The 25955-nt window shown below is 46.7% G+C and carries 26 protein-coding genes; 6 read left to right on the top strand and 20 right to left on the bottom strand.

The window, feature by feature from the left end:
- Window positions 1-165: 165 nt before the first annotated feature.
- The 6 genes from IV40_RS01025 to IV40_RS01000 form a co-directional block, all read right to left on the bottom strand.
- On the bottom strand, window positions 166-531 hold the full coding sequence (locus IV40_RS01025; protein WP_057768507.1) for a hypothetical protein: 366 nt from the start codon (window positions 529-531) through the stop codon (window positions 166-168).
- Window positions 532-548: 17 nt separating this feature from the next.
- Window positions 549-788 (bottom strand): hypothetical protein, encoded by a 240-nt coding sequence (locus tag IV40_RS01020; protein ID WP_057768506.1) that lies wholly within the window; start codon window positions 786-788, stop codon window positions 549-551.
- Between the two features lie 134 nt (window positions 789-922).
- Window positions 923-1621 (bottom strand): GH25 family lysozyme, encoded by a 699-nt coding sequence (locus tag IV40_RS01015; protein ID WP_057768505.1) that lies wholly within the window; start codon window positions 1619-1621, stop codon window positions 923-925.
- A gap of 146 nt (window positions 1622-1767) precedes the next feature.
- Window positions 1768-2481 carry a class I SAM-dependent methyltransferase gene (locus IV40_RS01010; protein WP_057768504.1) on the bottom strand — a complete coding sequence of 238 codons (714 nt, stop codon included), beginning with the start codon at window positions 2479-2481 and terminating at the stop codon, window positions 1768-1770.
- 73 nt (window positions 2482-2554) lie between these two features.
- The gene (locus tag IV40_RS01005) at window positions 2555-3550 is read right to left on the bottom strand and encodes an aldo/keto reductase (RefSeq protein WP_057768503.1); all 996 of its coding nucleotides are present in this window, start codon (window positions 3548-3550) and stop codon (window positions 2555-2557) included.
- Between the two features lie 74 nt (window positions 3551-3624).
- The gene (locus tag IV40_RS01000) at window positions 3625-4089 is read right to left on the bottom strand and encodes a GNAT family N-acetyltransferase (RefSeq protein ID WP_057768502.1); all 465 of its coding nucleotides are present in this window, start codon (window positions 4087-4089) and stop codon (window positions 3625-3627) included.
- A gap of 114 nt (window positions 4090-4203) precedes the next feature.
- Here IV40_RS01000 and IV40_RS00995 point away from each other — a divergent pair, with 114 nt between their 5' ends.
- Window positions 4204-4998 carry an alpha/beta fold hydrolase gene (locus IV40_RS00995; protein ID WP_057768501.1) on the top strand — a complete coding sequence of 265 codons (795 nt, stop codon included), beginning with the start codon at window positions 4204-4206 and terminating at the stop codon, window positions 4996-4998.
- A 185-nt stretch (window positions 4999-5183) separates the two neighbouring features.
- Here IV40_RS00995 and IV40_RS00990 read toward each other — a convergent pair whose 3' ends face one another.
- Window positions 5184-6944 (bottom strand): hypothetical protein, encoded by a 1761-nt coding sequence (locus IV40_RS00990; protein ID WP_057768500.1) that lies wholly within the window; start codon window positions 6942-6944, stop codon window positions 5184-5186.
- Window positions 6945-7072: 128 nt separating this feature from the next.
- On the opposite strand from IV40_RS00990, the gene IV40_RS00985 reads away from it, so the two are divergent.
- On the top strand, window positions 7073-7630 hold the full coding sequence (locus IV40_RS00985; protein WP_057768499.1) for a C39 family peptidase: 558 nt from the start codon (window positions 7073-7075) through the stop codon (window positions 7628-7630).
- Window positions 7631-7716: 86 nt separating this feature from the next.
- The gene (locus IV40_RS00980; protein ID WP_057768498.1) at window positions 7717-8331 is read left to right on the top strand and encodes a hypothetical protein; all 615 of its coding nucleotides are present in this window, start codon (window positions 7717-7719) and stop codon (window positions 8329-8331) included.
- A gap of 93 nt (window positions 8332-8424) precedes the next feature.
- On the opposite strand, the gene IV40_RS00975 is transcribed toward IV40_RS00980, so the two are convergent.
- Window positions 8425-8625 carry a cold-shock protein gene (locus tag IV40_RS00975; protein ID WP_057768497.1) on the bottom strand — a complete coding sequence of 67 codons (201 nt, stop codon included), beginning with the start codon at window positions 8623-8625 and terminating at the stop codon, window positions 8425-8427.
- A 241-nt stretch (window positions 8626-8866) separates the two neighbouring features.
- On the opposite strand from IV40_RS00975, the gene IV40_RS00970 reads away from it, so the two are divergent.
- The 3 genes from IV40_RS00970 to IV40_RS00960 all read left to right on the top strand — a co-directional run bounded on the left by IV40_RS00970 (window position 8867) and on the right by IV40_RS00960 (window position 10772).
- Complete coding sequence (locus IV40_RS00970) at window positions 8867-9304, top strand: sunset domain-containing protein (RefSeq protein WP_057768496.1); 438 nt, start codon at window positions 8867-8869, stop codon at window positions 9302-9304.
- A 195-nt stretch (window positions 9305-9499) separates the two neighbouring features.
- Window positions 9500-10111, top strand: coding sequence for a hypothetical protein (locus tag IV40_RS00965; protein WP_057768495.1), 612 nt, complete (start codon window positions 9500-9502; stop codon window positions 10109-10111).
- Window positions 10112-10235: 124 nt separating this feature from the next.
- Window positions 10236-10772: a hypothetical protein gene (locus IV40_RS00960; RefSeq protein WP_057768494.1), complete on the top strand. Its 537-nt coding sequence runs from the start codon at window positions 10236-10238 to the stop codon at window positions 10770-10772.
- A 978-nt stretch (window positions 10773-11750) separates the two neighbouring features.
- Here the strand turns inward: IV40_RS00960 and lepA are convergent.
- The 12 genes from lepA to rnpM all read right to left on the bottom strand — a co-directional run bounded on the left by lepA (window position 11751) and on the right by rnpM (window position 25897).
- A complete protein-coding gene (lepA, locus tag IV40_RS00955) occupies window positions 11751-13589 on the bottom strand; it encodes a translation elongation factor 4 (RefSeq protein ID WP_057768493.1) in 1839 nt (612 codons plus the stop codon).
- A 116-nt stretch (window positions 13590-13705) separates the two neighbouring features.
- On the bottom strand, window positions 13706-14890 hold the full coding sequence (dnaJ, locus tag IV40_RS00950; protein WP_057768492.1) for a molecular chaperone DnaJ: 1185 nt from the start codon (window positions 14888-14890) through the stop codon (window positions 13706-13708).
- 103 nt (window positions 14891-14993) lie between these two features.
- The gene (dnaK, locus tag IV40_RS00945; protein WP_057768491.1) at window positions 14994-16862 is read right to left on the bottom strand and encodes a molecular chaperone DnaK; all 1869 of its coding nucleotides are present in this window, start codon (window positions 16860-16862) and stop codon (window positions 14994-14996) included.
- A gap of 121 nt (window positions 16863-16983) precedes the next feature.
- A complete protein-coding gene (grpE, locus tag IV40_RS00940) occupies window positions 16984-17538 on the bottom strand; it encodes a nucleotide exchange factor GrpE (protein ID WP_057768490.1) in 555 nt (184 codons plus the stop codon).
- Window positions 17539-17556: 18 nt separating this feature from the next.
- Window positions 17557-18621: a heat-inducible transcriptional repressor HrcA gene (gene hrcA, locus IV40_RS00935; protein ID WP_057768489.1), complete on the bottom strand. Its 1065-nt coding sequence runs from the start codon at window positions 18619-18621 to the stop codon at window positions 17557-17559.
- Window positions 18622-19076: 455 nt separating this feature from the next.
- A complete protein-coding gene (gene hemW / locus IV40_RS00930; RefSeq protein ID WP_057768488.1) occupies window positions 19077-20225 on the bottom strand; it encodes a radical SAM family heme chaperone HemW in 1149 nt (382 codons plus the stop codon).
- Window positions 20191-21186 carry a riboflavin biosynthesis protein RibF gene (gene ribF / locus IV40_RS00925; RefSeq protein WP_057768487.1) on the bottom strand — a complete coding sequence of 332 codons (996 nt, stop codon included), beginning with the start codon at window positions 21184-21186 and terminating at the stop codon, window positions 20191-20193. Before ribF ends, hemW begins: the two co-directional genes overlap by 35 nt.
- Before the next feature lie 18 nt (window positions 21187-21204).
- Complete coding sequence (gene truB / locus IV40_RS00920; RefSeq protein WP_057768486.1) at window positions 21205-22122, bottom strand: tRNA pseudouridine(55) synthase TruB; 918 nt, start codon at window positions 22120-22122, stop codon at window positions 21205-21207.
- A gap of 95 nt (window positions 22123-22217) precedes the next feature.
- Window positions 22218-22574, bottom strand: coding sequence for a 30S ribosome-binding factor RbfA (rbfA, locus tag IV40_RS00915; protein WP_057768485.1), 357 nt, complete (start codon window positions 22572-22574; stop codon window positions 22218-22220).
- Window positions 22575-22607: 33 nt separating this feature from the next.
- On the bottom strand, window positions 22608-25211 hold the full coding sequence (gene infB / locus IV40_RS00910; protein ID WP_057768484.1) for a translation initiation factor IF-2: 2604 nt from the start codon (window positions 25209-25211) through the stop codon (window positions 22608-22610).
- Between the two features lie 66 nt (window positions 25212-25277).
- Complete coding sequence (locus IV40_RS00905) at window positions 25278-25598, bottom strand: YlxQ-related RNA-binding protein (protein WP_057768483.1); 321 nt, start codon at window positions 25596-25598, stop codon at window positions 25278-25280.
- Window positions 25595-25897: an RNase P modulator RnpM gene (gene rnpM / locus IV40_RS00900; protein WP_057768482.1), complete on the bottom strand. Its 303-nt coding sequence runs from the start codon at window positions 25895-25897 to the stop codon at window positions 25595-25597. The genes IV40_RS00905 and rnpM overlap by 4 nt, the downstream gene beginning before the upstream one ends.
- Window positions 25898-25955 lie beyond the last annotated feature (58 nt).

The raw sequence follows: 25955 nt of genomic DNA, 5'->3' as shown, positions 1-25955 counted from the left end.
AAATTGAACATTATTGGTATTATAGCACATTGCCTTTCCCATCCGGCCGCCTTGTCTCCGTTAAAGCGCATACAATTGGATTGACTGCGTTCTTTCTGTCAGAAAATAACAAAACGGCGCTTCCATTGCTGGGAAACGCCGCTGATTTAAATTTTAATATTGATTTTATGATTGTTCCCATTGAAAAGGAGCGACCTTCTTTTTCTGCGCCATTTGTTCTAATTGCGGCAGCAGTTTGGCATTGATATCACGCCAGGCACTTTGCGCTGCCTGCGTATCGCCCATGTCCGCCAATTGTTGCGGCGACAATTTCAGTGCCTGCGCATAATAGCGCACTTTGATGGCTCGCTGCGTGCGCTGCCAGACAAAAAGATAAACGCCGTCGGCCAAACCAATGAATCCAAGAATAAACAAGAATTGGCCCCCAACTGGTGCTGTAAATAAATGCGCTACTAAATAGAGCACAATGCCCAGCGCAATCACAAAAGTTGCCAGTGACAGCGCCTGTTGCTGTGCTTTTCGTTTTGTCATTTTCTCATTCCTTACTACTAAGCCTGCTGAGCTTTTTTGACGATGCGCTGGGCCTGAACTAAATCCAAAGCCGGATTATCCATCCGCAGCTGCTTGATGGCTGTCGAAGCATCCATCGTCGTCAGTAAAGCTGTTGCATCTGTGATCAATTGCTGCTCGTTGACCGGCACACATGCCCGCAGCGTTTTAATGCGCCGCCGCTGCAGCCCGTCAATAATCAGCAATACAATAATCATTAAGATCAGTAAAAAAATCATCTAGAAAACCCGCTTTTCTAAGATCGCACTAAAACAACGACCGCCTGTTTTCTATATTCTACCATATCTTTTCGACTGCAAACGGTGGAAATCAAAAAGGAACGGTTGCCCGTTCCCATTTTTTACAAAATTAGTTAACTTTTCTTGGTGGAATACCAACCACGAACGGTATTATTATTCGCCAGGTTGACGTCAACCTTCGCCTGATCGATCCCGTCTAAATGGCCGTCGGAACTATACTGCCATAAATCAGCGGTATCGGTGCCTGGATTGCTTTGGTAATTTGCAATCCATTTGCCGTCAAATTGCGATGCATCGAGATTGTTTTCCTGTTGATAACTGGTATAGGTGTATAAAACCAGTTTCTTCTTGGTCAATGTCCGCATTTCCTGAACCCAAGCATTGATATAATCCTGTTCTGGATCGCTGCCGGCTCGTTTTTCATCATCGAGCACATAAAATTTACTGGCTTTATCAGCATGTTTGTAGAAACTATCGGCCGCATTCTTGGCGTCCTGAACACTCGCAAATTCTGAAAACATATAACTCCCGAACGGTACTTTATTGGCCTTGGCCCCAGCCACATTTTCAGCATAGCGATCATCTAACTTATAATCGCTATTGTCTTCCGAACCATATTGGGTCCGCAAAATTGCTAAATTGATTTGCGGTGCTACTTTGGCCCAGTCGATATCGTACTGCCATTCAGATACATCGATGATTTTCTTATCATTATTGTTTGCGGCTTGTGTGTTCTGTGGTGTCTTTCCCATGAAAAACAAGGCTGCCACAGTTGTTGCGAGCATTGAAGCCACTTTGCCATTCCATTTCATTCAATGGTCGCCTCCCCAAACAGCTATTTGTTATTTTAAATATATTATAGCATGTTTAAAAAGAGTTTCAACGATGCGAAATGTTATTTTTAAGAATAAATAAAAAAAGTTCGGGCTCCCTAAATAGGTCGCCTTCCCTCTTAGAATTATTTACCGACAATGATGTGATTATAATAAGCGACCGCCCGATAGGCCGGTTCTGTGCAGACCGCCAGCTCCAATTGCAGCGCTTCATCCGTATAGGGCTGTTCATGGAACCCATAGAAATTGCGAATTCCGAGCTTCGCCAGCCGTTTCGTATTCGTCCCCAGCAACCACACCTGCAAATCGGCGTTCGAATAATAATGAATCGTGCCGAAGAACGGCGAATCTGCTAGCGAACCGTCTAAAACAGCTTGTGCCTGATCGACGTCATCTTGCCCGATTGCCGCATTGAGAACCCGACCAGCCCGATTCTGTTTGATAATCGATAACCGGCCGCCATCGGCAAGGTGTGTCCCTAAAAAGGCAGCTACTTCGGACGGATTCGGCACGTATTCAAGCACGTTGTGACATAAAATCAAGTCGAAGGGTGCTTGTGCTGTCAGCCATTGTTTGAAGGCCGCCCAGTCGCCGCCAATTGTTTGGTAATCGTGTTGATGGACGGCGTGGGCCCGTAAATCAGCATCGGGTTCATACGCCGTAACCGCCAAATCAGACGCCAAGACATCAGCTGTAATCCCTAAGCCGCTGCCAAAATCGAGTACCCGTTTGCCAGCCGGCATATGATGATCCAGCTGTGCTTTTACTTCCGCATAAAAATAGCGCCCTGTGACACTTTTGGTTTGTGCCTGATAGGCAGCTAACTGTTCTTTTTCCATCTGCTTGTGAACCTCCTGTTTTGCGAATTGAAGCCATCAAAAAGGAGAACCGGCTGTCAGTCCTCCAATCACACTATTTGGTCAGACTTAAAATATGATCAATCTGGGTCAGTTCATCGACACTGAACTCAAGGTTGTTGCCCGCTTCCAAATCATCCTTGAGATGGGCAATGCTGGTCGTGCCGATAATGACACTCGCCACAGCTTCGTTCCGCAGCAGCCAAGCTAAAGCCATTTGCGACAAGCTCTGCCCCCGCTGCTGGGCAATCTGATTTAGTTGCTGCAGTTTCTTTTCAACAACACCCTTGCCATTCTTAAAAATCTCCTGGTTGGTCGGATGCGGCTGATAAGTATCTGGAATGCCGTTTAAGTACCGATCGCTCAGCAAGCCTTCTGCTAACGGCCCGTAAGCCACGATTCCCTTATGGTTTTCTTCCAGCAACGACATCAAACCGCTTGTTTCGACGTTGCGGTTCATCATGTTATAAGACATTTGGTCAACAACAAACGGCGTGCCAAGCTTCTTGAACAGCCGAATCATTTCTTTTGCCTGAGCTGTTTCGAAGTTTGAGACCCCGATATAAAGGGCCTTGCCTTCACGGACCACTTGATCTAATGCGGCCGCCGTTTCTTCGAGCGACGTGTCCGGATCGAGCCGGTGCATATAATAGATATCGACATAATCGGTCTTGAGCCGCTTTAAACTGGCATCGATGCCCTGCAAGATCGACTTGCGGGACCCCATCACCCCGTATGGACCTGGGAAGATTTCATAGCCGACCTTCGTCGTGATCACCAATTCTTGCCGATACGGTTTCAAATCGGTCGCCAATACCCGGCCAAGCAGCCGTTCGGCCGAACCGAATGGATTGCCATAATGATTGGCACAGTCAAAACTGAAGACACCTTCATCAAACGCCGTGTCAATCAACTGCCGCCGGTCCGTATACGGATCCGTATCAGTAAAATGATGCCATAACCCTAACGAAATAGCCGGTAATTGTAACCCAGTGTCGCCAACACGCCGGATGGGTAATTTCTGATAACGCTGTGAATCTGCTTCATACATTTTACTCACATCCTCTGATTTTCTGCTTTCATTTTAGGGTCATCGAACCCTGCAGGTCAAGCAAACTTTCTCCGTTAACGGCCGGCCAGGTTCTGCGTAAACAGCAGCATATCATGAGCCTGAATATCATTTTCATAAATCGGTTCGCTGTACTGGTCAAAAAAGCCCCGTTTGACGGCATACATCCGAAACCCGAGCCGCTGATAAAAAATAATATTGCCAATGCTGCTGTTAGCTGTTCCGACCAGCATGGTCTGATAATGGGCCGCCGATTGGTGCATCAGATAACGCACCACTTGGCCGCCAATCCCACGCCGCTGCCATTTAGCATGAATTCCGATGTTTTTTAACTCGATTGTTTTGTCATCAATCGGAATCAGCTGGGCGACCCCAACCTTTTCGTTTCCGACGTAGACCACATCGAGTTCCCCCTGATTCAAATAATGACCGATCTGCTGGACATCAGCATCGCCGACTAATAAATCATCTAAATAAGAAGCTCGTGGTCCCTGAACCGCTTCGATTCGAATCCGTTCCATTTTATTTTCCTCGTTTCTTACTTTAATTTTAATCTTTCTAATCAAATACTTTATGTTAAACTCGTATTAGGATAAGCGTACAACAAATTGTTGGACACGGGAAGGACAGTTGCAATGATTACGGAACAAAGTTTTTTATCGCAAGATTTTTTAATGAGCTATCTCGCCAAAGATAATGAGAGTACCCAGAACATTCTTTTTCTGCATGACCTTGCGATCAATAAAACGGTTTATGCACAAGTGATGCGAAATTGCACCACCGCCAATTGTTTTGCCATGGATTTTCGCTACCATGGTCATTCAGCCGCACGTGGCCCCCAAACGGTGGCTAGTTTTGGAAAAGACATCATCAACTGGATCAAAGCTTTACAAGTCAAGCAGTATACGATCGTCGCTAGCGGAATCGCCGCTTGGATTGTCGAAAGCATTCAGAAACAAATCACACCCGACCACTATCTATTCTTAGACGGCGGCTACCACGATCCACGCCTGTTGCCAGATCCGCTCACCGAGATTCCTTTGCCGCAGTTTGACACCGTCAATCTGCTCTCAGCGGCGATTCTGACCCAAATCAGCGGCATGCGGGCCAGTGGTGTGACTTTCGACGAAGTCAGCCAGCAGGCCCTCTATATCGCCATGTACCATGACTATCGCCGCCAGGACGAACAATACAGCAACCACGTGCTCGATGCCGTTTATTTGCATGTCTATAACGATCTGCAGCGGCATCATTATGCCCTTCCGGAGCACACGACCTTGATTCGTTCCGAATTCGAACAGACGATCGACAATGCCGCCGTTCAGTCGGCCTGGCACCTTGCCGGTGAAGGGGCCCAATTGATTACCGTTCCCAAGACGAATCATTATCTAATGGTTACCCAGCCGCAAGCGATTTTAAAAGCTTTATAAAAAAGGCCAACGAAAAGGGCCGCCTTCACAAATTGTGAGGGCGGCCCTTTTGGGGTATCAAAAACGCCATCAGACTGGTTCGATCTGACGGCGAAAAATCGGGAAATTGAGGAGTCTAGATGACTTCTATGACTCTTAGTATACACGCTTTTTAAGAAAATGCAAACGTATGTTCGCAATCTACTTTAATTTTTCTGCCACCCCTTCAGGTGCTTCGTGATTAAAGCTTGATATGTCGGTAAATCAAGGGCCAAAGTATTCGGAGCAACCGATTCCAAATTGGCATTCTCGATGGCCGCACTTTCCGGCAGCGACCGGATTTTGGCCGACTTGCCGTCCGTATTTTCCTGCCGATATAATTTGCCGTCTGTCACAGCAAACAGCCGGTCAACTTTCTGGTAGTGTGTCCCATCTGCATCAGTCAAAAACTGATAATTTTTAGCAACCTTGACATTAAAGGCAAACCAGAACAGTTCGGACCGCCGTTCACTCAGAATGGTTTCAAGCGGCTGGTCGAACAATAAGTGGTCCACAATGGCTCGGTCGATAATAGCCGGCAGCTGGCTGGCTCGTTCATAATTGAAGCCGAAATAACGACCCACATCGCCGCCGTGAACCGCAATCTGCTGGTCATCGTCCAGTGTGAAATAGTTATTGACGTCCTTTTGGATTAGGCGCTGATAATGCTGCTGTGCCGTTGTAAAGTGATAACGCTGTTCCCAATTCGCAATCAATAATTGGGCGGTGCCATTGCCGGCGCCCGTAAAATACAAACCATCTGTATTGACGTTGAGCAGCTGATACCCAGCATGATATAGCTCGGCGGCCAATTCATAGGTAACTGCTTGGCCAATGATTCGCAGCGAACGCATTCCCAATGGGTTGGCCACTTTTTGTTCGAAACGCGCATCCATCAAGCCGCTGGTCCGATTCAAAACGAGTTTCAAGGCCGTATTGAGCGGATCGTTCGGATTAGTCGCCTTCAGCTGCAGCCGTTGTTTGTAAATGGCCGCATATCGTTGTGTCGCCGCATCACCGAGCGCATTCGTTTGAATAATCAGCGTCGGGTACATCGACTGAATATCAACTCGCTGCACATCTTGATATTGCGATCGAGCGGTCACCCCATGCAAACCGCCTAAACTGAAATCGAGTTCGCAACGGCCTAATTCGACTGGAATCACTTTGGGAAAAGCAGCGCCATTAAAATAGGCCTGGTAGGCTGTGCGAACTATTTCTGGCAGCCGATTCAGCATCTGTTCGCCGCAATAATGTGTTTCATAGGCCGGCCACTTTGGAATTGCAGGTTCTTTCGCCGGCACTAAAACATTGCGGACTAAAGCACCCTGCCCCCAGTTATAGGCCGTTCGGGGCAGCTTAAATGCTTTGATCAAGGCGGCATTCGCATCGAAATAGTTGGGCCGCCGCATTGCATACACGGCGGCGGTCGCCTTAACGTCGTTGATATTATAATGCACCTCAGCGGCCAATTCGTCCGCCGTTAGTGGCGCTTCACGATTAAAATCGATGGCCGTTTCTTCGATGTTCAACCCCATCTGGCTTTCAAGCGACTTCAATGACCAGCGGTGGTCGTCGGCATGGGTATCAAGGTCGATATTGGCGATGCGGGGCAGATGCAGCCGGAACGTCTGTCCATGGCTGTGAATAATCTTATCAGAGACGGCTCGCACGTCCTCTGGCGTCGCATCGGCCAGCATGGGTGCAAGAACATAGTCATCGTACTGATGGCCGTTAAAACTGATTAAAACGGCATCCTTGACGAAATCATTTAGTGCCTGTGCATCTGGCAATAATTGATAATCACCCGCCGGCAGTTGTGCTTGTCCTTTATGATAAATCGCAATTTGCTGCCGATCGAGTGTCATAAAGGTGACCAAATCATCATGCTTTAAACTTTCAATATCAAACACATATTGTTTTGCCATTTCCACACCTTCTCAATTCTAGTATACACGGCTGCAAACACCTTTGGGGAGAAGTGTTTTTCTTTGTACTTCCGGACTTTTTTGGCTAAACTAGACTTATTAAAAATACGCCGATAGAAGGAATTCAATTGCTTACTAAAACACTTGGCGTGACACCGATCGACCAACGCGCCTATAAACTGACCGATGGCTATGAAGCCGCCTGTGCACTGGCTGCACTCCATTACCAAGGGATTTTGTTAAACACAACGCTCGATCAATTCATTACTACGATGCCCATTGCCGCTGACCATGACCCACATCATGGTTTCAGCGGGAATCTTTTTGCAGAAACTCCAGATGCTTGTGCAACGATTCTGCCCAAGCCGCTGGTTGAATGGCTCCGCCGCTACACTGATGATGTCGTCAATCTTAGCGGCAAAACACCGCTGCAATTGCAGGCTGCGCTCGTGAAGGCAACGCCGATTATTATTTGGGCGCCCTTGAAATTCAACTGGCCTGAATTCCGGCGTTACGACTGGGGAATCGGTATTGTTAATTTTCATACTGTCTTGCTCGATGGCTACGCTCCTGAGGAAGGGTATCATATCGTTGACCCTAGCAATGGAACGACCTACTGGATCAGCAGTGAAAAGTTTGAAAACAGTTATAACCTGCGTAAATACGCCGTTGGTATTCAAGCTTAAAAAAGCGTTAAGGGTTTGAGTCGCTCCGTCGCAATCAATCTTTTTATGTTAAAATAGTAGAAAGATGGTTAGGAGGAGTTGTCATCATGAAAACAAAGAATTTTGCTTTAGGTCTTGGTGTGACCGCACTATTATTACTTTCAGCTTGCGGCGGTGCTCAAACCAGTTCCAAGAGCAGCGAATCAAGCCAAGCCCGTTCAAGCAAGGTTTCAAAAGCGAAGAAGAGTTCAAAGAAAGCCGCTTCCAAGAAGAGCAGTTCCGCAAGCTCCGAATCTGAGGCCGCTTCTTCGAACGATAGTACTTCGCAAAGCAGTAATAGCAGTACTTCAAACAGTTCTGCCACGAATCAATCGAGTTCGTCAGCCGCTTCTGATGCTTCTTCGCAAGCAGCCAGCAGCTCGACGACTGCTACTGATTCCAGCAGTCAAACCACACAGCGGACATCTGATACAGCCTTTGTCGGCGACTGGTCCAACAGCAGCAATCAGTCCGTTTCATTCACAAATGCGAATAAATTTACCTTGAACACTGGCGACAAGACCACAACAGGGACCTATTCGATCTCTAGTCACGGTGGCAATACTTACAACATGAGCTTCCAGAACAGTGATGGAACCAGCACATCCTACAAGCTGATTTTGGACGGCAATCAATTAACCTTGACGAACGGCGGAAGCGAAAGCTACACCTTCACCAAATAGATTTGAATTTTAAAAGACCGCGATGGATTCCATCACGGCCTTTTTTATATAAAAAAAAGACGCTCGCATGAGCGCCTTTCTTCAAGGATTAAATTAGTCCTTAGTAACGTTAGTAGCTTGTAAGCCACGGTTACCTTCTTCGACATCAAATGTAACTTTTTGACCTTCGTCTAAAGTCTTGAAGCCGTCGCCTTGGATAGCTGAGAAATGTACGAATACATCGCTGCCATCTTCACGAGTGATAAAACCATAACCCTTGTCCGGATTAAACCATTTAACTGTACCTTGTTCCATGTTCGAAAACCTCCATGAGTAAATATAAATTTTGCATTCACCATTTCAAACTCTATTTGCATCGTTCATGAAACAAAGACAAGATAGGTTTACGTCATAATAAATACATCTAAGTCATCATAACAGGTTGCCCGCTAAATAGCAATTTTTATCGCTTTCTTTTTCGCAAATAATTCGTAACTATCCGCAGAATTTGTTATCATTAAATTGAAATCAATCCATAAAGAAGGTTTTCTAAACGATGAAACGTTTTTTTAAATGGCTCACCCGAATTTTGCTGGGCACCACCCTTGCCTTTGTCGGCTTTAAAGGTTTGACCCGCTGGCTCGACCGTCATGTCGTCTCCGATTATTGGCCGGAACCTAAGGCACCTGAGCCAAAACGGCTGCCGGCCCCGACCTACGAACGGCAGGTCCCGCTGATGACCCAAGTCGCCGCTACCGTCTCTGCACCAACTCAAGAAACGACGAGCGCCCCAGCTGTCCCGGACACCGCTGCCGATTTATTCGAACCTGAAGCGACCGTTCCCGTTGCTCAAATTGTCGGCAATCAGAACACCCATATCTATCATGACAGCACTCAAAAGAGCTACACCAGTGCCTGTAAATCGCCTAATGCCGTCTTTTTCGATACTGAAACGGACGCTCAAGCGGCCGGCTATCGTCGGGCCAAACGCTAGAAAGTCCTCTATCACAAAATTTATCATCAAACATCTACTTCATTGTCAGATTCAATCCGTCAAATATTAAGATAATCGGCTGTGCTTCAGGCACGGCTTTTTTAATGTCAGGATGACAGTGGTCCACATTTTAACTGGTACATCCGATCCGCTAAAATAAAGTTCGTGTTAAAAAACTATTTTGGAGGATACAAAATGAAAAAACGAATGACACTCGGCGTGGCGGTTCTTGCCGTACTGACGCTAACCGCCTGTGGCAATCATACAACGACCACCAAGAAAGACAGTTCTTCATCCAAATCACACTCTGAACGAATCGCCAAACAAAAGCGGCAATCCGAATCACGTGCTAAAGCCGCCAGCAAGAAGAAAGCAGCTGCTGAAAGTCGCTCGGCAGCCAGCCAAGCTGCCGCACAAAGCAGTTCTGCAGCAGCGGCCAGTTCCTCACAGGCGCTTGCAGCGAGCCAATCAGCCTCTTCTGCGGCCGCCGCACAAGCAGCAGCCGCTAGTAGCTCCAGTTCAGCCGCTCAGGCATCCTCTCAAGCCGCACAGTCTTCGTCTGCGGCACAGACTGACAGCACAGTCACAAGTGGCCAGCAAGCTGCCGATCTCGTCAAAAGCAAAATCGGCGACACTTACAATGGTAAACCCGTTACTTGGGGCTTCATGAGTGATGATTCCTCTGATATGCTTGGCGGTGACAATAACGACGCTTATTGGGTGCGTGGTTCTTACACCAATCCCGATGACGGCCGCATCGAGCTCGACTACTATGTCTATCCAGACGGTACAGTGACACGACGTTAGTTTAATGAATGGAACTCAGTGCAGTTCCATTTTTATTTTGCCTATTTTAAAGCGGCGTTTTTCGGATTAAAATAAAGAAGTAAGCACTTACATTGATTTGAGTTACATAAAGGAGTCGGGAAAAATGGATGTTATTTGGAATATTGTCGCAAATGCACTGGGAGCGCTGATTGGCGGCTATGTTGCCTATCGAATTGCAAAGATGGAAATCAATCGGCAGGCACAACACGAACATCAGCAAGACATCATCAAATCAAAAGAAAACATCGGCGTTGTTATTCATAAGATTGATCGCCTGAATAAAATTAAAATTACAGAGGGTGCTGCTTATAAAAATCAATCTCAAACGATTGAAATCGCCAAAAAAGTAGTTGATCAATTTAATAGTTTAAGCACTTCAATCTCGGCCATGGTTGCTTCTTTTATTGCCAGTGATATTTCTGAAAAAAGCTACGAAGACAATATGGAAAGTTTTGAAGACAGCGAATTTCGGTTCGATAAATTTGTGCGGTGTTTAAGATTGTACAAAGACCTCGACTTGAAAAATCTCTCTGATGATATGAAAAAAGTGCCAGATAGCATGATTATTACAAAAAATAATTTGGAAAAAGCATTAGAGAACTACAAACAAGAATTAAAAGAAACAATCAAGGAAAACTAACCACAAGGATTACTGGGACAGGGTGTGTCCGAAATGTCCTGTCCCTTTGTCGACGCAAAAATTTCCATCGACAAAAAGTTTGTGCAATGAAAGCTAGAAATATCTATTTACTGCTTCTGTCTTCACTATTTATGTTCAAAGTGGCCATGATGGCTTCTAATCGAAATGCCCTGTTGATACCGTTCTGTTCACCTCTGTAAAAATTCAATCAGATCCGGCATTATTGTATCTATTAGCAAATAGTTTATTGATGTGTCAAAAAAGCGCCCCTTACTGGACGCCTCATTATGTATAGATTATTCTAGCTTACTTCGATATACTGCAATTGGATTGGAACGGCTTGATCACCGTTAACCAATCTCACAGGCAACGTGCAACCCCATATTCACACCCATAATGAGCAAAGGGGTGATGGCGGTGCACAATCTAGGTAGAAAGCGAATAGGCCCATGCAAAACGCGATCAATTTCGCAATTTGCGTGTATATCCTGTCACGAGCGGCAATTAATTTTGCACGCATTTACGTGGCACTAAAAAAGACTAACCACAAAGGTTAGTCGGCATATTCGCACTGAGCTTGTGCTGGAGGTAGGGTGTGTTGCATACATCCTGCCTCTTTTATATTGTCATTTAAACACGAATCGTGTATGAAGTCAATCATCCTACTGATGGTTTTCATATAAACTGGCCACACCCAAAAACTAAGGCCAGCTATTGAATAATAGAAGCAATTCAAAATAAAATAACAAAAAAATGAGGCTACGTCGGCAAAACAAAAAAGCCCACCGTAGACAAATAGCAAAATTCATCTAATCAGTGAGCTTCAAAATGTAGACAAATGGGTAAAAAGTTTGTGAAATGAAAGCTAAGCATCACAGTAGGCATCTGGTATTGACGTGTTTTCTAAACGACGTCAATACCTAGCTGCCCTTGCGGAGGAACTACTACGAAGGTAAAATCCACCTTCTGTAGTTCTCTCTATTTACCGGTTCTGTCTTCACTATTCATGTTCAAAATGGCCATGAAGGCTTCCTGCGGGACTTCGACACTCCCAACGGCCTTCATCCGTTTCTTACCAGCTTTTTGCTTTTCAAGCAGCTTCCGTTTCCGGGTAATATCCCCCCCATAACACTTGGCAAGCACATTCTTCCGATAGGCTTTAACGGTCGCACGAGCGACAATTTTGTTGCCAATCGTTGCTTGAATTGGGATTTCAAACTGCTGGCGGGGAATCGTCTTCTTAAGCTGGTTGACGACATCTTTGCCCCGTTGGTACGCAAAGTCACGATGCACAATAAAACTGAGGGCATCGACTGGATCCCCATTTAGGAGAATATCCATCTTGACCAGATCACTCGTCCGGTAGCCATCGATTTCGTAGTCGAGCGAGGCATAACCTTTGGTCCGTGATTTTAAATCGTCGAAGAAATCAAAGATAATTTCCGACAATGGCATTTCGTAAACGATATTGACCCGGTATTTGTCGAGGTATTCCATCGTATCGAACTCGCCCCGTTTGGCCTGAGCCAGCTCCATCACGGCACCGACATAATCGTTCGGCACCATAATTTGGGCTTTGACGTAGGGTTCCTGAATTTCTTTGACGGTTGACATATCCGGCATTTCGGATGGATTCTGAATCACTTTTTCAGTGCCATCGGTCAATTCGACATGATAATCGACACTCGGCGCCGTCATAATCAGCTCAAGGTCATAATCCCGTTCGAGCCGTTCCTGAACGACATCCATGTGCAGCAATCCCAAAAAGCCGACTCGAAAACCGAAGCCCAGCGCTTTTGAAGTTTCAGGCGTAAATTCAAGGGCCGCATCGTTCAGCTTGAGCTTCTCTAAGGCTTCCCGAAGGTCGTTGAACTTAGCGTTATCAACTGGATACATCCCCGAATAAACCATTGGATTGATTTTGCGATAGCCCTTCAATGGTTCTTTAGCCGGATGAATGGCAGAGGTGACGGTATCCCCGACACGTGTTTCTTCAATATTTTTAATCGAAGCAGCCACATAACCAACATCACCAGCCTCCAGCTCATCCCGCTGAACGGCATTCGGTGACATGACCCCGACTTCAGTCACTTCATACTGCTTGTTATTGCTCATCATCTGAATCTTGTCGCCAACCTTGATTGTGCCCTCTTTGACACGCACGTTCAAGACGACGCCCCGATAATTATCGTAAACAGAGTCAAAAATTAATGCTTTTAACGGCGCATCCAGATCCCCAGTTGGTGCCGGAATCTCATGCACGATCTTTTCGAGAATGTCATGGACACCTAAACCGGTTTTAGCACTGGCTAAAGCAGCGTCAGAAGCATCCAAACCAATCATTTCTTCGATTTCCTCTTTGACCCGATCAACATCGGCAGACGGCAGATCGATTTTATTGATGACTGGAATAATTTCAAGGTCGTCATCGATCGCTAAATCGACGTTAGCGAGCGTTTGTGCCTGTACGCCTTGTGTCGCATCGACCACCAGCAATGCACCCTCACAAGCGGCGAGAGAGCGTGAAACTTCATACGAAAAATCGACATGTCCGGGCGTATCGATCAAATGAAAGATATACGTTTCTCCATCATCGGCTTGATAATTCAATTCGACCGCATTTAATTTGATTGTGATCCCACGTTCCCGTTCGAGGTCCATGTTATCGAGGACCTGATTTTTCATTTCCCGTTCTGGGATCGTATCGGTCATTTCCAAGATGCGATCGGCCAGTGTCGACTTACCATGATCGATATGGGCCACAATTGAAAAATTGCGAATGTGTTTTTGGCGCTCTTTCATTTGTTCGTGATCCATCGTTTAACCTACTTTCTTTCTGACAAAAATCTATTGTGTCTATTATACCAAAAAGAGACCGTGAGAAAACCAAAGTTTCCCATAGTCTCTTTTAAAACAGTTTTCAACGAAAAATACTAATTATCATCACCGTTAATGGCTTTTTTGAGCTTTTCGAAGAAATTGCTCTTACCTTTTTGCGGGGCGACATCGCTGCCGCTGGCCATCGCAAAGGCCTTCAAAGCATCTTTTTGTTTGCCGTTCAATTTCTTTGGTGTGACAACATTGACGGTCACTTTTTCATCGCCATTCCCGTTACCACGCAGACGTGGTGCACCCTTTCCACGCAAGCGGAAAGTCGTATTGGTCTGTGTGCCGGCTGGAATCTTCATCTTAACCGGTCCATGAACCGTATTGACTTCGATCTCATCGCCTAAAGTTGCTTGAACAAAGCTGATCGGCACCTTCAAATAAATTTCGGCACCATCACGTTCAAATTCCTTGCTGGGTGCGACCCGGAAGATGATGAACAAATCCCCATAAGGACCGCCATTCGTTCCGGCTTCGCCTTGGCCCTGCAGACGCATCTGCTGACCGTCTTCAACACCGGCTGGTACCTTCACTTCAACACGATGCTGCTTCTGAACATGGCCGCTACCGTGACAAGTTGGGCACTTTTCCTTGATTTCTTTACCAGTCCCATGACAAACATCACAGACCTGACGCGAACGCATCTGGCCTAATGGGGTATTGCGAGTGACTTCGATATAACCGGAGCCGCCGCACTTCTGACAAGTAACCGGTGAGGTACCAGGCTTGGCGCCGCTCCCATCACAAGTTGGACAAGTTTCTTCACGGTTATAGGAAATCGTCGTTGATTTTCCGAAGACCCCTTCTTCAAAGCTCAAATCCATCCGATACTGGAGGTCAGAGCCCTGTCGAGGTGCATTGGCCGTTTGCTGCTGACCACCAGCAGCACCACCAAAGAATTGGCTAAAGATATCGTCAAAGCCGCCGGCACCGCCGCCAAAACCGCCAAAGTCTTGTCCGCTAAATCCTTGACCTTGTTGTCCATAACCACCGAAACCACCAGCTCCCTGTGGGCCGGCTGAACCATATTGGTCATAAGCCGCCCGTTTCTGGGGGTCATTTAATGTTTCATAAGCTTCATTGATCTTTTTAAATTTTTCCTCAGCACCAGGTTCATGGTTGATATCCGGATGATACTTTTTGGACATCTTCCGATACGCCTTGGTGATGTCATCCTGTGAGGCATCTTTTTCGACACCGAGAATTTTATAATAATCTGTTTCCTCAGCCATGACAGCCCTCCATCACAATCTTCATTTGTACCTATCATAACGTATTTCAAACAAAAAGCCAAAGTCCAGTCAAACCGGGCCTTGGCTTTTTTAATGACACAGATTACTTCTTGTCGTCGTCACTGACGTCTTTGAAGTCGCCATCAACGGTACTGCCATCATCACTCGACTTTGTATCGCCGCTTGCTGACGAATCTGCTGCTTGGCCGTTGTCTTGCTGTGCCTGTTGCTGCTTAGCAGCATCTTGATACATTTGAACACTCAAAGTTTGAATCTGATCATTCAAAGCATCTTTCTTGGCCTTCATATCGTCCAAGTTATTTTCTTGCTGCGCCTTCTTCAAAGCTTCTTCGGCATCTTGTGCCTTCTTCAGATCATCATCGGAAACTTTACCTTTCATTTCCTTCAATGTCTTATCAGCTGTAAAGATGGCTTGGTCAACATCGTTCTTCAAATCGGCTTCATCTTTGCGCTTCTTATCAGCATCGGCGTTTTCCTGAGCTTCTTGCATCATTTGGTCAATTTCTTCATCGGAAAGACCTGACGAACTCTTGATTGTGATCTTCTGGGCTTTCTTAGTCCCAAGATCAGTGGCCGAGACGTTAACAATCCCGTTCTTATCAATATCGAATTTAACTTCAATCTGAGGGATGCCACGTGGTGCAGCTGGAATGTCTGTTAATTGGAAACGACCTAATGTCTTATCATCGGCGGCCATTGGACGTTCACCTTGCAAGACATGGATATCAACGGCTGGCTGGTTATCAGCAGCAGTCGAGAAGACCTGTGACTTGCTGGTTGGAATTGTTGTGTTGCGGTCGATCAGCTTTGTGAAGACGCCGCCCATGGTTTCAATCCCAAGGCTCAATGGGGTAACATCGAGTAAGACAACATCCTTCACATCACCGGAAATAACCCCGCCTTGGATGGCAGCACCATCGGCAACGGCTTCATCAGGGTTGATGGAATGATTTGGATCTTGACCCATCCAGTTCTTGACAGCTTCCTGAACAGCAGGAATACGTGTCGAACCACCATTTAAGATGACATTATCAATGTCAGAAGCTTGTAATTTAGCATCTGCTAACGCTTTGTCAACTGGAATCTTAGTGCGTTCAACTAAGTCAGATGTTAATTTGTTGAATTCGGCCCGTGTTAAGGTCACATCCAAATGCAATGGTCCATCTTTGCCGGCTGAAATAAATGGCAAGGAAATTTGGGTGCTCGTCGCACTTGATAAGTCCTTCTTCGCCTTTTCAGCAGCATCCTTTAAGCGTTGCAAAGCAACCTTATCCTTGGATAAGTCAATGCCGTTATCCTTCTTGAAGCCTTCGATTAACCAGTTCATGATTGCTTGGTCGAAATCATCGCCGCCAAGATGAGTATCCCCGTTTGTGGAGAGTACTTGGAAGACGCCATCGCCTAATTGAAGGATGGAAACATCGAATGTCCCACCGCCAAGGTCATAAACTAAAATCTTTTCATCAGAATCAGCTGCTTTGTCCAAGCCATAAGCTAAAGCGGAAGCCGTTGGTTCGTTGATAATCCGCTTGACATCCAAACCAGCAATCTTGCCGGCATCTTTAGTTGCCTGACGTTGTGCATCGTTGAAGTAAGCTGGAACAGTGATGACAGCATCTGTCACGGGTTCGCCTAAATAATCTTCAGAGAATTTCTTGATGTACTGTAAAATCATCGCTGAAATCTGTTGTGGTGTGTAAGTCTTATCACCGACTTTAACGGTGTAACCCTCTTCACCCATATGACGCTTGATGGATGAAACGGTGTCAGGGTTAGTAATTGCCTGACGCTTTGCAACATCACCGACTTGAATTTCACCATCTTTGAATGCGACAACGGAAGGAGTGGTCCGACCGCCATCTGGATTTGTGATGATCTTTGGCTCGCCGCCTTCAAGAACAGCGACAGCTGAGTTTGTAGTCCCTAAATCAATCCCAATAACTTTACTCATAGATTCAACCTTCTTTTTTAGTCAATATTTTTAAATTTCGTAACTTGATGTGACCAGCGTTACTGATCTGAACAACACACAAAATTTATCTGCTGTTCAGATCAGTAACGCAGCACGTCGTTTACTGTGCGACAGTTACCATCGCTGGGCGAATGACCCGATCCTTGAGCTGATAGCCCTTTTGCAGAATCTGAGTGACCGTGTCAGCCGGATGATCTTTATCCGCTGGTACCGTTTGAACGGCTTGGTGGATTTTCGGATCAAATTTAACACCGGCGGCATCGATTGCTGTCACATTGTTGTCCTTTAATGCTTGGACTAAATGTTGATAGATCATTTCAACCCCTTTGTGCAATTGCTTGCTGCTGTCATCGGTCGGTTCGGTCTGTAAGGCCCGTTCCAAGTTATCTGCAACCGGTAAAATGGCTGTGGCTAACTTTTGACCGCTGTACTTAGCAGTTTGCTCTTGCTCACGCTTGAAACGCGCATTCATATTCTTAATTTCAGCGGCGGCACGCAAGTACTGATCTTCCGTGTCATCCAGCTTTTTTTGTAAATCTTGTTCATCTGCAGCGGCTTCGTTTTCATCCTGACTCAGCTCGTGCAGATTTTCACGATTCAACTTTTCAACTTGTGCCTTTGCATCCGTGGATGCATTGTCTTTTTCTGTGGCCAATGTCACCCCTCCTTTAGGTTAATGATTCGGATAATGGAAATAATAATCCGTTAACCGTTTCGCAAGTTCCTCTCGGAAAACGTCTAACAAACCAATCATTCGTGAATACGGCATGCTGGTCGGCCCCAACAGAGCCACCATGCCTTGCCCATGTTCACCCAGATCATAATTGGCTGTGATCAAACTGAAATTCTTGAGCGAATCGCTCATTTCATCACCTAACCGGACCCGAATGGATGAATTCGGCAACTGATCCTGCGTCGAAACATTCAGCAGGTTTGCCAACGAATCCGACTGATCGATCATTTCATAGACCGATTTCAGCTGGTCGATATCTTCATCCTTCTTGTCTGCTAGGTAATTCAGCAGATTTAAACGTCCGCCCACATAATAATGTTCCTGGGCGGCCTGTTTTAACACATCCTCGAAAATATCAAGGAAGCCACTTGGTGAGGTCATATATTGCATCAGGACTTGCGGCACGCCGTCTTTCAAACGACTGGCCACTTCCGTCAGCGGCAGGCCCACCAGATTATCATTCACAATCCGGATCGCCTTTTCCAGTTCCTCGCTCGTTAGGCTTTGCGGAATACTAAACACTTGTGATTCAACGGTACCGGCACTGGTAACCAGAATCGCCATCACACGGTAATCGCCAAGTGGCACTAACCGGAACCCCGTCAACGTTGTATCTTTGACTTCAGGTCCCAGTGTAATCGCCGTATAGCTGGTTAAATCCGACAAAATTTTGGCCGATTGGTCAACAATTTCATCGAGTTTGTGATAGTGCTGCTGGAAGGATTTCTGAATCACTTCATAATCCCGAGGAGTAGCGGCGGTTGGTTCCACCAGATGATCGAGGTAGAACCGATATCCCTTCATAGAAGGAATCCGTCCGGACGAAGAGTGCATCTTTTCGATGTAACCCTCCTCTTCCAAAACGGCCATATCATTTCGAATTGTTGCCGAACTAACATGGATCGGAAGTGCCTTCATCAAGGTTTTGGAACCAATGGGTTGGCCAGTGTCTGCGAAAAGACGAATAATTTCTTTCAAAATCAAGAGCTGTCTTTTGGTCAGCATCTAACCACCTTCTTTAGCACTTCATACGTATGAGTGCTAACTACATGTTTAAATATACCACCCCTGTAAAAGAAGTCAAGGGATTTACGCAACTTTTTAGCAGAAAAGTAGAAAGAGTGCTAATTTTAAAAAGAGCATGCGCAAGTGCGTTTAAAAAACGGCGTCTTAACGGGTCTGACCCATCGAATTCGGTTTCTGAATTCACGAATCAGTTCGTTACATGAAATTTTCCATATTTGCGAACGCGTTTAAAGTGTGACCAGAAACGGTTTGAGCATGAACCTGACCGTGACGCTGCCAAGACATTCACGACCACTTCATCAGTCTAGCAAATCAAAGACACACTGCCCTCCGACTTTGGCCACATTTTGACTCCGACTAAAAAACGACTGACTTCAAACCAAGTCAGTCGTTTTCATTTTAGTCAAAACACCGTCCAGCATTTGGCGTAATCTTTAAATGAGCTCCTGTTCATCCAGCAAGAATTCTTGAAAGACATCATTGCCCAAAAACTTGCCCTTTTCAGTCAGGACGATTCGTTCATCAGGTGTAATCCTCAGCAAGCCTTTCTTGACTAAATCAGGAACGGTCTGCCCATAAACTTCTGCAATCGATAATTTGAATTTATCCTGAAAGTGCGCAATTGAAACGCCATAACGCGTTCGCAGGCCCAAGAACATTTCCTCTTCAATCTGTTCGGAGATCGGCAGAATATGATGTTCGATCACCGGGAGTTTGTGGTCATGCAGCGGTGTCAAGTACTGCTGAATCGGGCCAAAATTGTGATACCGATCCTTGCCGATGTAGCCATATGCACCGGCACCAAACCCAAAGTACTTCTTATTCTGCCAATAAAGCAGATTGTGCTGCGATTCCATGCCTGGCTTGGCGAAGTTGCTGATTTCATATTGATGCAAGCCAGCAGCCTTAAATTTGTCGATTGCCAGCTGGTACATTTCCGCTTCGACTTCCTGCGTCGGCAAATGCAAACGCCCTTTGCGCTGCATATTCCAGAAGACCGTCTTGCGTTCCAAAATCAACGAATAGGTCGCATAGTGCGGCAGATCGAGTGCGATTGCTTGGTCGAGACTATCCGTGAAATTTTCAACACTCTGGCCGGGCAATCTGAAAATCAAATCGATGCTGATATTGTCCAGCCCCACCTGGCGTGCATTTTCAATCGCTTTGTAAACATCGGCACTCGTATGCGTCCGCCCGATTTTCTTGAGAATGCGATCATCAAACGATTGCACCCCGATACTGAGCCGATTAACGCCGCCGTCCTTCAACGCTTGCAGTTTATCCGTCGTCAGCAGATCATTGGGATTTGCTTCAAAAGTAAATTCGCCGTCACAAGGCAGGTACCGATGGATGCCCGCAATCAAACGTGTCAATTGGGCTGGTGTCAAGCTGGTCGGCGTCCCACCCCCGACATAAACCGTTTCGACCTTCTCACCTGGATAACGTTCCATGACCATTTTCATCTCACGAATCAGCATGTCGACATAATCATCAACGGGCTGGCCTTCGATGAAAACCTTGTTAAAATCGCAATAGTAACAAATATGATCACAAAACGGAATGTGGATATATGCTCCGGCCATCCTTCTGGCTCCCTCCTAATTTCTGAAAATAGTCCCGTGTGTGCTGGGCATCACGTTTCAATTGCGCAATCAGCCCGTCTGCGCCGTCAAATTTGACTTCGCCCCGCAAATATTGATACCACGCCACTTGCACAGGCTGCCCGTACACGTCGGCCTTAAAATCTAAGAGATTGATTTCAACAGTTACCGGCCGATTGGGTCCAAAGGTCACATTGCGGCCGATTGAAGCCATTCCCATATACCACTGGTCTTTGACTTGGACCTTGGTGGCATAAATGCCAATGCTCGGCAGCCGTTCCGCATGCGGCGTGTCAATATTGATTGTCGGGAAGCCTAGTTCACGGCCCCGCTGCTCGCCATGCACGACCGTCCCAGTCGTGCAATAAATGTAGCCTAATAAAGCGTTGGCACCGGCGACATCGCCGTGGTCGAGCAGCTGCCGGATGTGGGTCGAACTGACCTTCTCGCCTTGGGCATCGTCATCTTCGCCAACCGTGACGATTTCAAAACGAGCATGGGCATAGACCGGCAAGGCGGCCATATCGGCCTTTTCAACCGGACGCCCATACGTATAGTCGAACCCGGCCACAACCACATTGGCATGCAGCCCGACAATATAATTGTCAACGAAGGCCTGCGGTGCCTGGTATTTAAAGCCCGCGTTCAGCTGGGCCACATAGAGCAGGTCGACTCCTAAGGCCGCCATCAGTGCTTGTTTGCGTGTCAATGTCGACAAGTACTGGACTTCATCCGCCGGCACGTTGCGAAAACCAACCGCCGGATGCACATCGAAAGTCAAAACGGCCAATTTTTCATGTTTAGCAATGGCAATCTGTTTCGCCCGATTGATGACGGCTTGATGTCCTTTATGAACACCATCAAAAAAGCCAAGTGCGAGCACGACCGGCTCGTTCGGAATCCGGCTGTGCGGATAAGGGTGAATTAAAGTGATTGTTTGCAAAACCTCGTGCCTTCCTTTCTAATCTGCAACGCCTTCATTTTGTAAAAACATTTTATCGGGCCGATAAACATTTTTCTTCCCGTCCATTAACTGGTAAAGGGCCTTGATGTGGCCTTCGTAAGCCAAACTGACTTTAGGGGCAGTTTGATTCAATTCCAAGAAGACCCCATTTCGAACTTGGGCCCATTCTTCGGCCGTTAAAGCGACACGTGGGAAAGCCCGCAATGCCCAATCGAGCGGCTGCATGATTTCACTCAGCGTCCCATCTTCCTTGTGTTCCGCCAATTGTGCTAGGGTTACGCACTGACCGAGTTGAAAACCGCCGCTCTTCAGACGAGTCAAATCCGACATCACGGCCGGATACCCCAGTTGTTTGCCGACATCAACGGCTAAAGTCCGGACATAGGTGCCCTTTGAACAATCGACTTGAAACTTAAACCGTTCCCGTTGCTTTTCGGGTGAATAATCGATTGCGCCGTCACGTTCGAAGCGACTAATAACCACTTTACGCTGCGGCCGTTCGACCGTTTCACCGGCACGGGCATATTCGTACAAACGGCGGCCATTGACTTTAACTGCTGAGTACATCGGCGGAATCTGAATATTCTCACCCAACATCCCTTGGAGAACGGTATCAATCTGAGCCGCCGGAACTTCAGATTCGACTGGTTTCGTCGCAATCGTGTCACCAGAGAGATCTTCGGTGGTCGTCGCAAAGCCCAACGTCACTTCACCTTGGTAAGTTTTGCCGGAGTTCATTAAGAGTTCAACGACTTTGGTAGCTTGGCCGACACAAATCGGCAGCACCCCATCAACATCCGGATCTAAAGTGCCGCTATGCCCAACCCGACGCTGGTTGACAATGCGCCGTACCTTAGCCACACAATCAAAACTCGTCATGCCACGTGGTTTGTACAGCGGAATAATTCCATCCATGTCCAAACCTCCCTTCAAAAAATTCAATACGCCTATTATACCATTAGTTGCGATGACACAAAAAGAGTCCGCCGCAGCGGACTCTTTTGCAAAACCTATTTCTGTGCTTCATCTTTATGGAGCTGGTCAATCAATTGATCGATCCGTTCCCCATAACGGACGGACTTATCCTGTTCGAACGTCAGCTCAGGAATCTTGTACAAACGGATTCGCTGGCCTAATTCGTGCCGGATCAACCCTTTAGCCTTGTCCAGTCCGGCTTGGACCTTTTCTACATCACTCGCCTTTTCAGACAGGATACTGTAGTAGATCGTCGCTTGCTGAAGATCGCCAGTCAAATCGACACCTGTGATGGTCACGCCCTCAACACGAGGATCACGCACCCGCTTCAGCAAGATATCGTTGACTTCTCGTTGAATTTCTTGTTCAACACGACCGATACGATGTTTCACGGTCGTTCACCTCCTTCATTCTCAAACTTGAGTTTATTGAACGGGAACTTCTTCCATAATGTAAGCTTCAAGCTGATCGTCAACCTTGATATCGTTGTAGTTAGCAATCATCAGCCCACATTCATTACCCTTCTTAACTTCTTTCGCATCATCTTTGAAGCGTTTCAAGCTGGCCACTTCGCCATCATAAATCACAATCCCGTCACGAATCAAACGCACTTTGCTATCGCTGGTAACGCTGCCGCTATCCACGTAACAGCCGGCGATGGTCCCCAACTTGGATACTTTGTAAGTCTGACGGACAGTCAACTGACCGATGACCTTTTCTTTGTATTCAGGTTCGAGCATGCCCTTCATAGCGGATTCAACTTCATCGATCGCATTGTAAATGACGTTGTGCAGCCGGATATCAACCCCGTCGGCATCTGCTTGTTCCTTGGCATTGGCAGACGGACGGACGTTGAACCCGATAATGATGGCATGACTGGCAGCCGCTAAAGTGACATCACTTTCGTTGATTCCACCAACGGCTGCATGGATGACATTGACCCGAACACCTTTGACATCGATCTTTTCAAAACTGCTCTTCAAGGCTTCAACAGAACCCTGCACATCGGCTTTGATGATGACATCGACTTCTTTTAATTGTTCTTCCTTCATGGTATCGAACAAATTATCCAAAGTAACGCTGTTCGTATGACTCCGTTCTTCCATTTGCGCTTTCTTAGCACGTTCTTCACCAGCGGCACGAGCTGTCTTTTCATCATCGAAGACAACGAATTTATCAGCCGCTTCGGGAACATCATTCAAACCAGTGATTTGAACTGGCATCGATGGACCAGCTGTCTTAACACGGCGTGCATGGTCATTGGCCATGACACGGACGCGTCCGTACGTATTGCCAACAACGATTGGGTCACCAGTATGCAAAGTCCCTTGCTGAACCAGTAAGGTTGCGATTGGACCTTTCCCCTTATCCAAACGTGCTTCGATGACAGTCCCGACCGCTTTCTGGTCTGGGTTAGCCTTCAATTCAAGCACATCGGCTTCGAGCAAAATCATTTCGAGCAGCTGGTCGATGTTTGTCCCCATCTTAGCAGAGATTTGAACAAAGATCGTGTCGCCGCCCCAATCTTCAGGAATCAAACCGTATTCCGTCAATTGTTCCATGACATGGTTCGGATTGGCACCTGGCTTATCAATCTTGTTAACGGCAACGATAACAGGTACTTTCGCTGCTTTCGCATGGTTGATAGCTTCGATAGCCTGCGGCATAACCCCATCATCCGCCGCAACGACTAAGACGATGATATCAGTGATTTGGGCCCCACGAGCACGCATGTCGGAGAAGGCCGCATGTCCTGGTGTATCCAAAAAGGTAACCAGACGGTCATCCAAACGAGTCTGATAAGCCCCGATGTGCTGAGTGATTCCGCCGGCTTCACCAGCGGTTACATGCGTATGCCGTAATTTATCCAGCAAAGTTGTCTTCCCATGATCAACGTGTCCCATGATGGTAACGACTGGCGGACGTGGCTGCTGGTTCTGGGTATTGTGCTCCTCTTCTTCGAAGACCTTATCCAAATCGGAAATATCTTCTTCGACTTTTTCTTGCGCATTGATTCCGTAATCGGCGGCTAACAATTCAATTGTATCCTTGTCAAGCGACTGGTTCTGGTTAACCATCACACCTAACATGAACAACTTCTTGATGATTTCAGCTGGTTCACGGTGCAAGATTTTACCCAAATCCTGGGCATTCATACCGACCGTGTAAACCAATGTTTCTGGCAACGGACGATCTTTACGCTGCGGCATCTGCTTCTTTGGTTCGTTGCGATGCTGATTGCGATTCTTCCGGTTCTTTTTATTGTAACGATTGTTGCCGTAACGGCCCCGATTGTTGTTATTGTTGCGGCTGCGGAAGTTATTGTGCTGGTTATTGTTGCCCCGCACTGGATGATCCTGCGCACTGCGAGCCGTTGAACGAGTCGAATTGGTTGTCTGATTATGGCTGGCCGTTACATTTGAATGGTTCTGCTGCGAACGATTGTTGGAATGATTTTGGTTATTCCGATTGTTGTTGTTCGTTGAACGATTCTGCGTGCCATTCTGATTCCGGTTGTTACTGTGATTTTGGTTGCCATTGTGCTGGTTATTGTTGCGGTTGTTGCTATGCTGATTGTTCGAATGGTTCTGCCCATTATTGGCATGCTGGTTATTCGAATGATTATTGTGATTCTGATGATTCTGTGCATTGTTGTTCACATGGTTTTGGGTACTTTGACCATGATTGTTGTTGGCATGGTTCTGCGTACTTTGTGCACGATGATTCTGAGTTGCATGCTGTGCAGCAGGATGATTCTGCTGGGTCGTGTGAGCGGCTGCTTGCGGCTGATGAGCCGTCTGCGGATGGCTCGCCGGCTTTGGTGCAGCTTTTTTCGGTGCTGGTGCAGCCTGAGTGGACTGCTTGGCAGCATGTTTTTGTAATGCCGTCTTTAATTGTTGCTCTTCGTGTACGTCAATTGTTGACATATGGTTCTTAACAGTGATTCCTTGCGCTTTTGCGGCCGCCAAGACGGTTTTACTTGGGACCTTCATTTCTTTTGCAAATTCGTAGACTCGCTTTTTCGCCATATTTTCACGCTCCTTTGACCTGATGGTCGATTCCATGGGGCGTGTGCCAACACTTGCCGACACACGCTACCCAGTTTGCATTTGATTAACTAATTGTGCCATCTTTTTAGCGAAGCCCTGATCAACCACTGCAATGACCGTCCGTTTCCGGCCGAGTGCCATGCTCAATTCTTGTTTTGATAAGGCTTCTGTGATGTCGATTTGATAATAGTGACATTTATCCCGAATCTTTTTAGCGGTCGCCTGACCACTATCGCTTCCTACAAAGACCAGTTTAGCACTTTGTGTGCGAATCGCCGTTAGGACCTGCGGCTCACCCGAGACAATCTTGCTTGCCCGCTGCGCCAATCCTAACAATTGCAGGAGTCGTTGTTTGGTCGTAATCATTTCGATTGATTTCCAAATAATTCCTGACGGGCTTTTTGATGATCGACGTAAGCATACAGTTCATCATAAAAGTCATCGGCAATCTTGAGACCAAAGGCGGCATCCAGCAGATGCTTATCCTTAGCCTTTTTGATCGCAGCTGGTTCCAATGAAACGTAGGCCCCACGCCCCGACTTCTTCCCCGTCGGATCAATACTGATCTCGCCGGCTTGGTTCTTCACAATGCGGACCATTTCCTTTTTCGGTTTCATTTCATTGGAAATAATATCTTTGCGCATCGGGATCTTTCTCTTTTTCATGCTCTTTCACCACCTCGCCTGATCAGGACTGCTGAACATCATCAGACGAAACGGAATC

The sequence above is a fragment of the Lactobacillus selangorensis genome, from assembly GCF_001437205.1.
Taxonomy (GTDB): domain Bacteria; phylum Bacillota; class Bacilli; order Lactobacillales; family Lactobacillaceae; genus Paralactobacillus; species Paralactobacillus selangorensis.
Note: the sequence above shows the minus strand (reverse complement) of the source record. Positions and strands in the feature narration are given on the sequence as shown.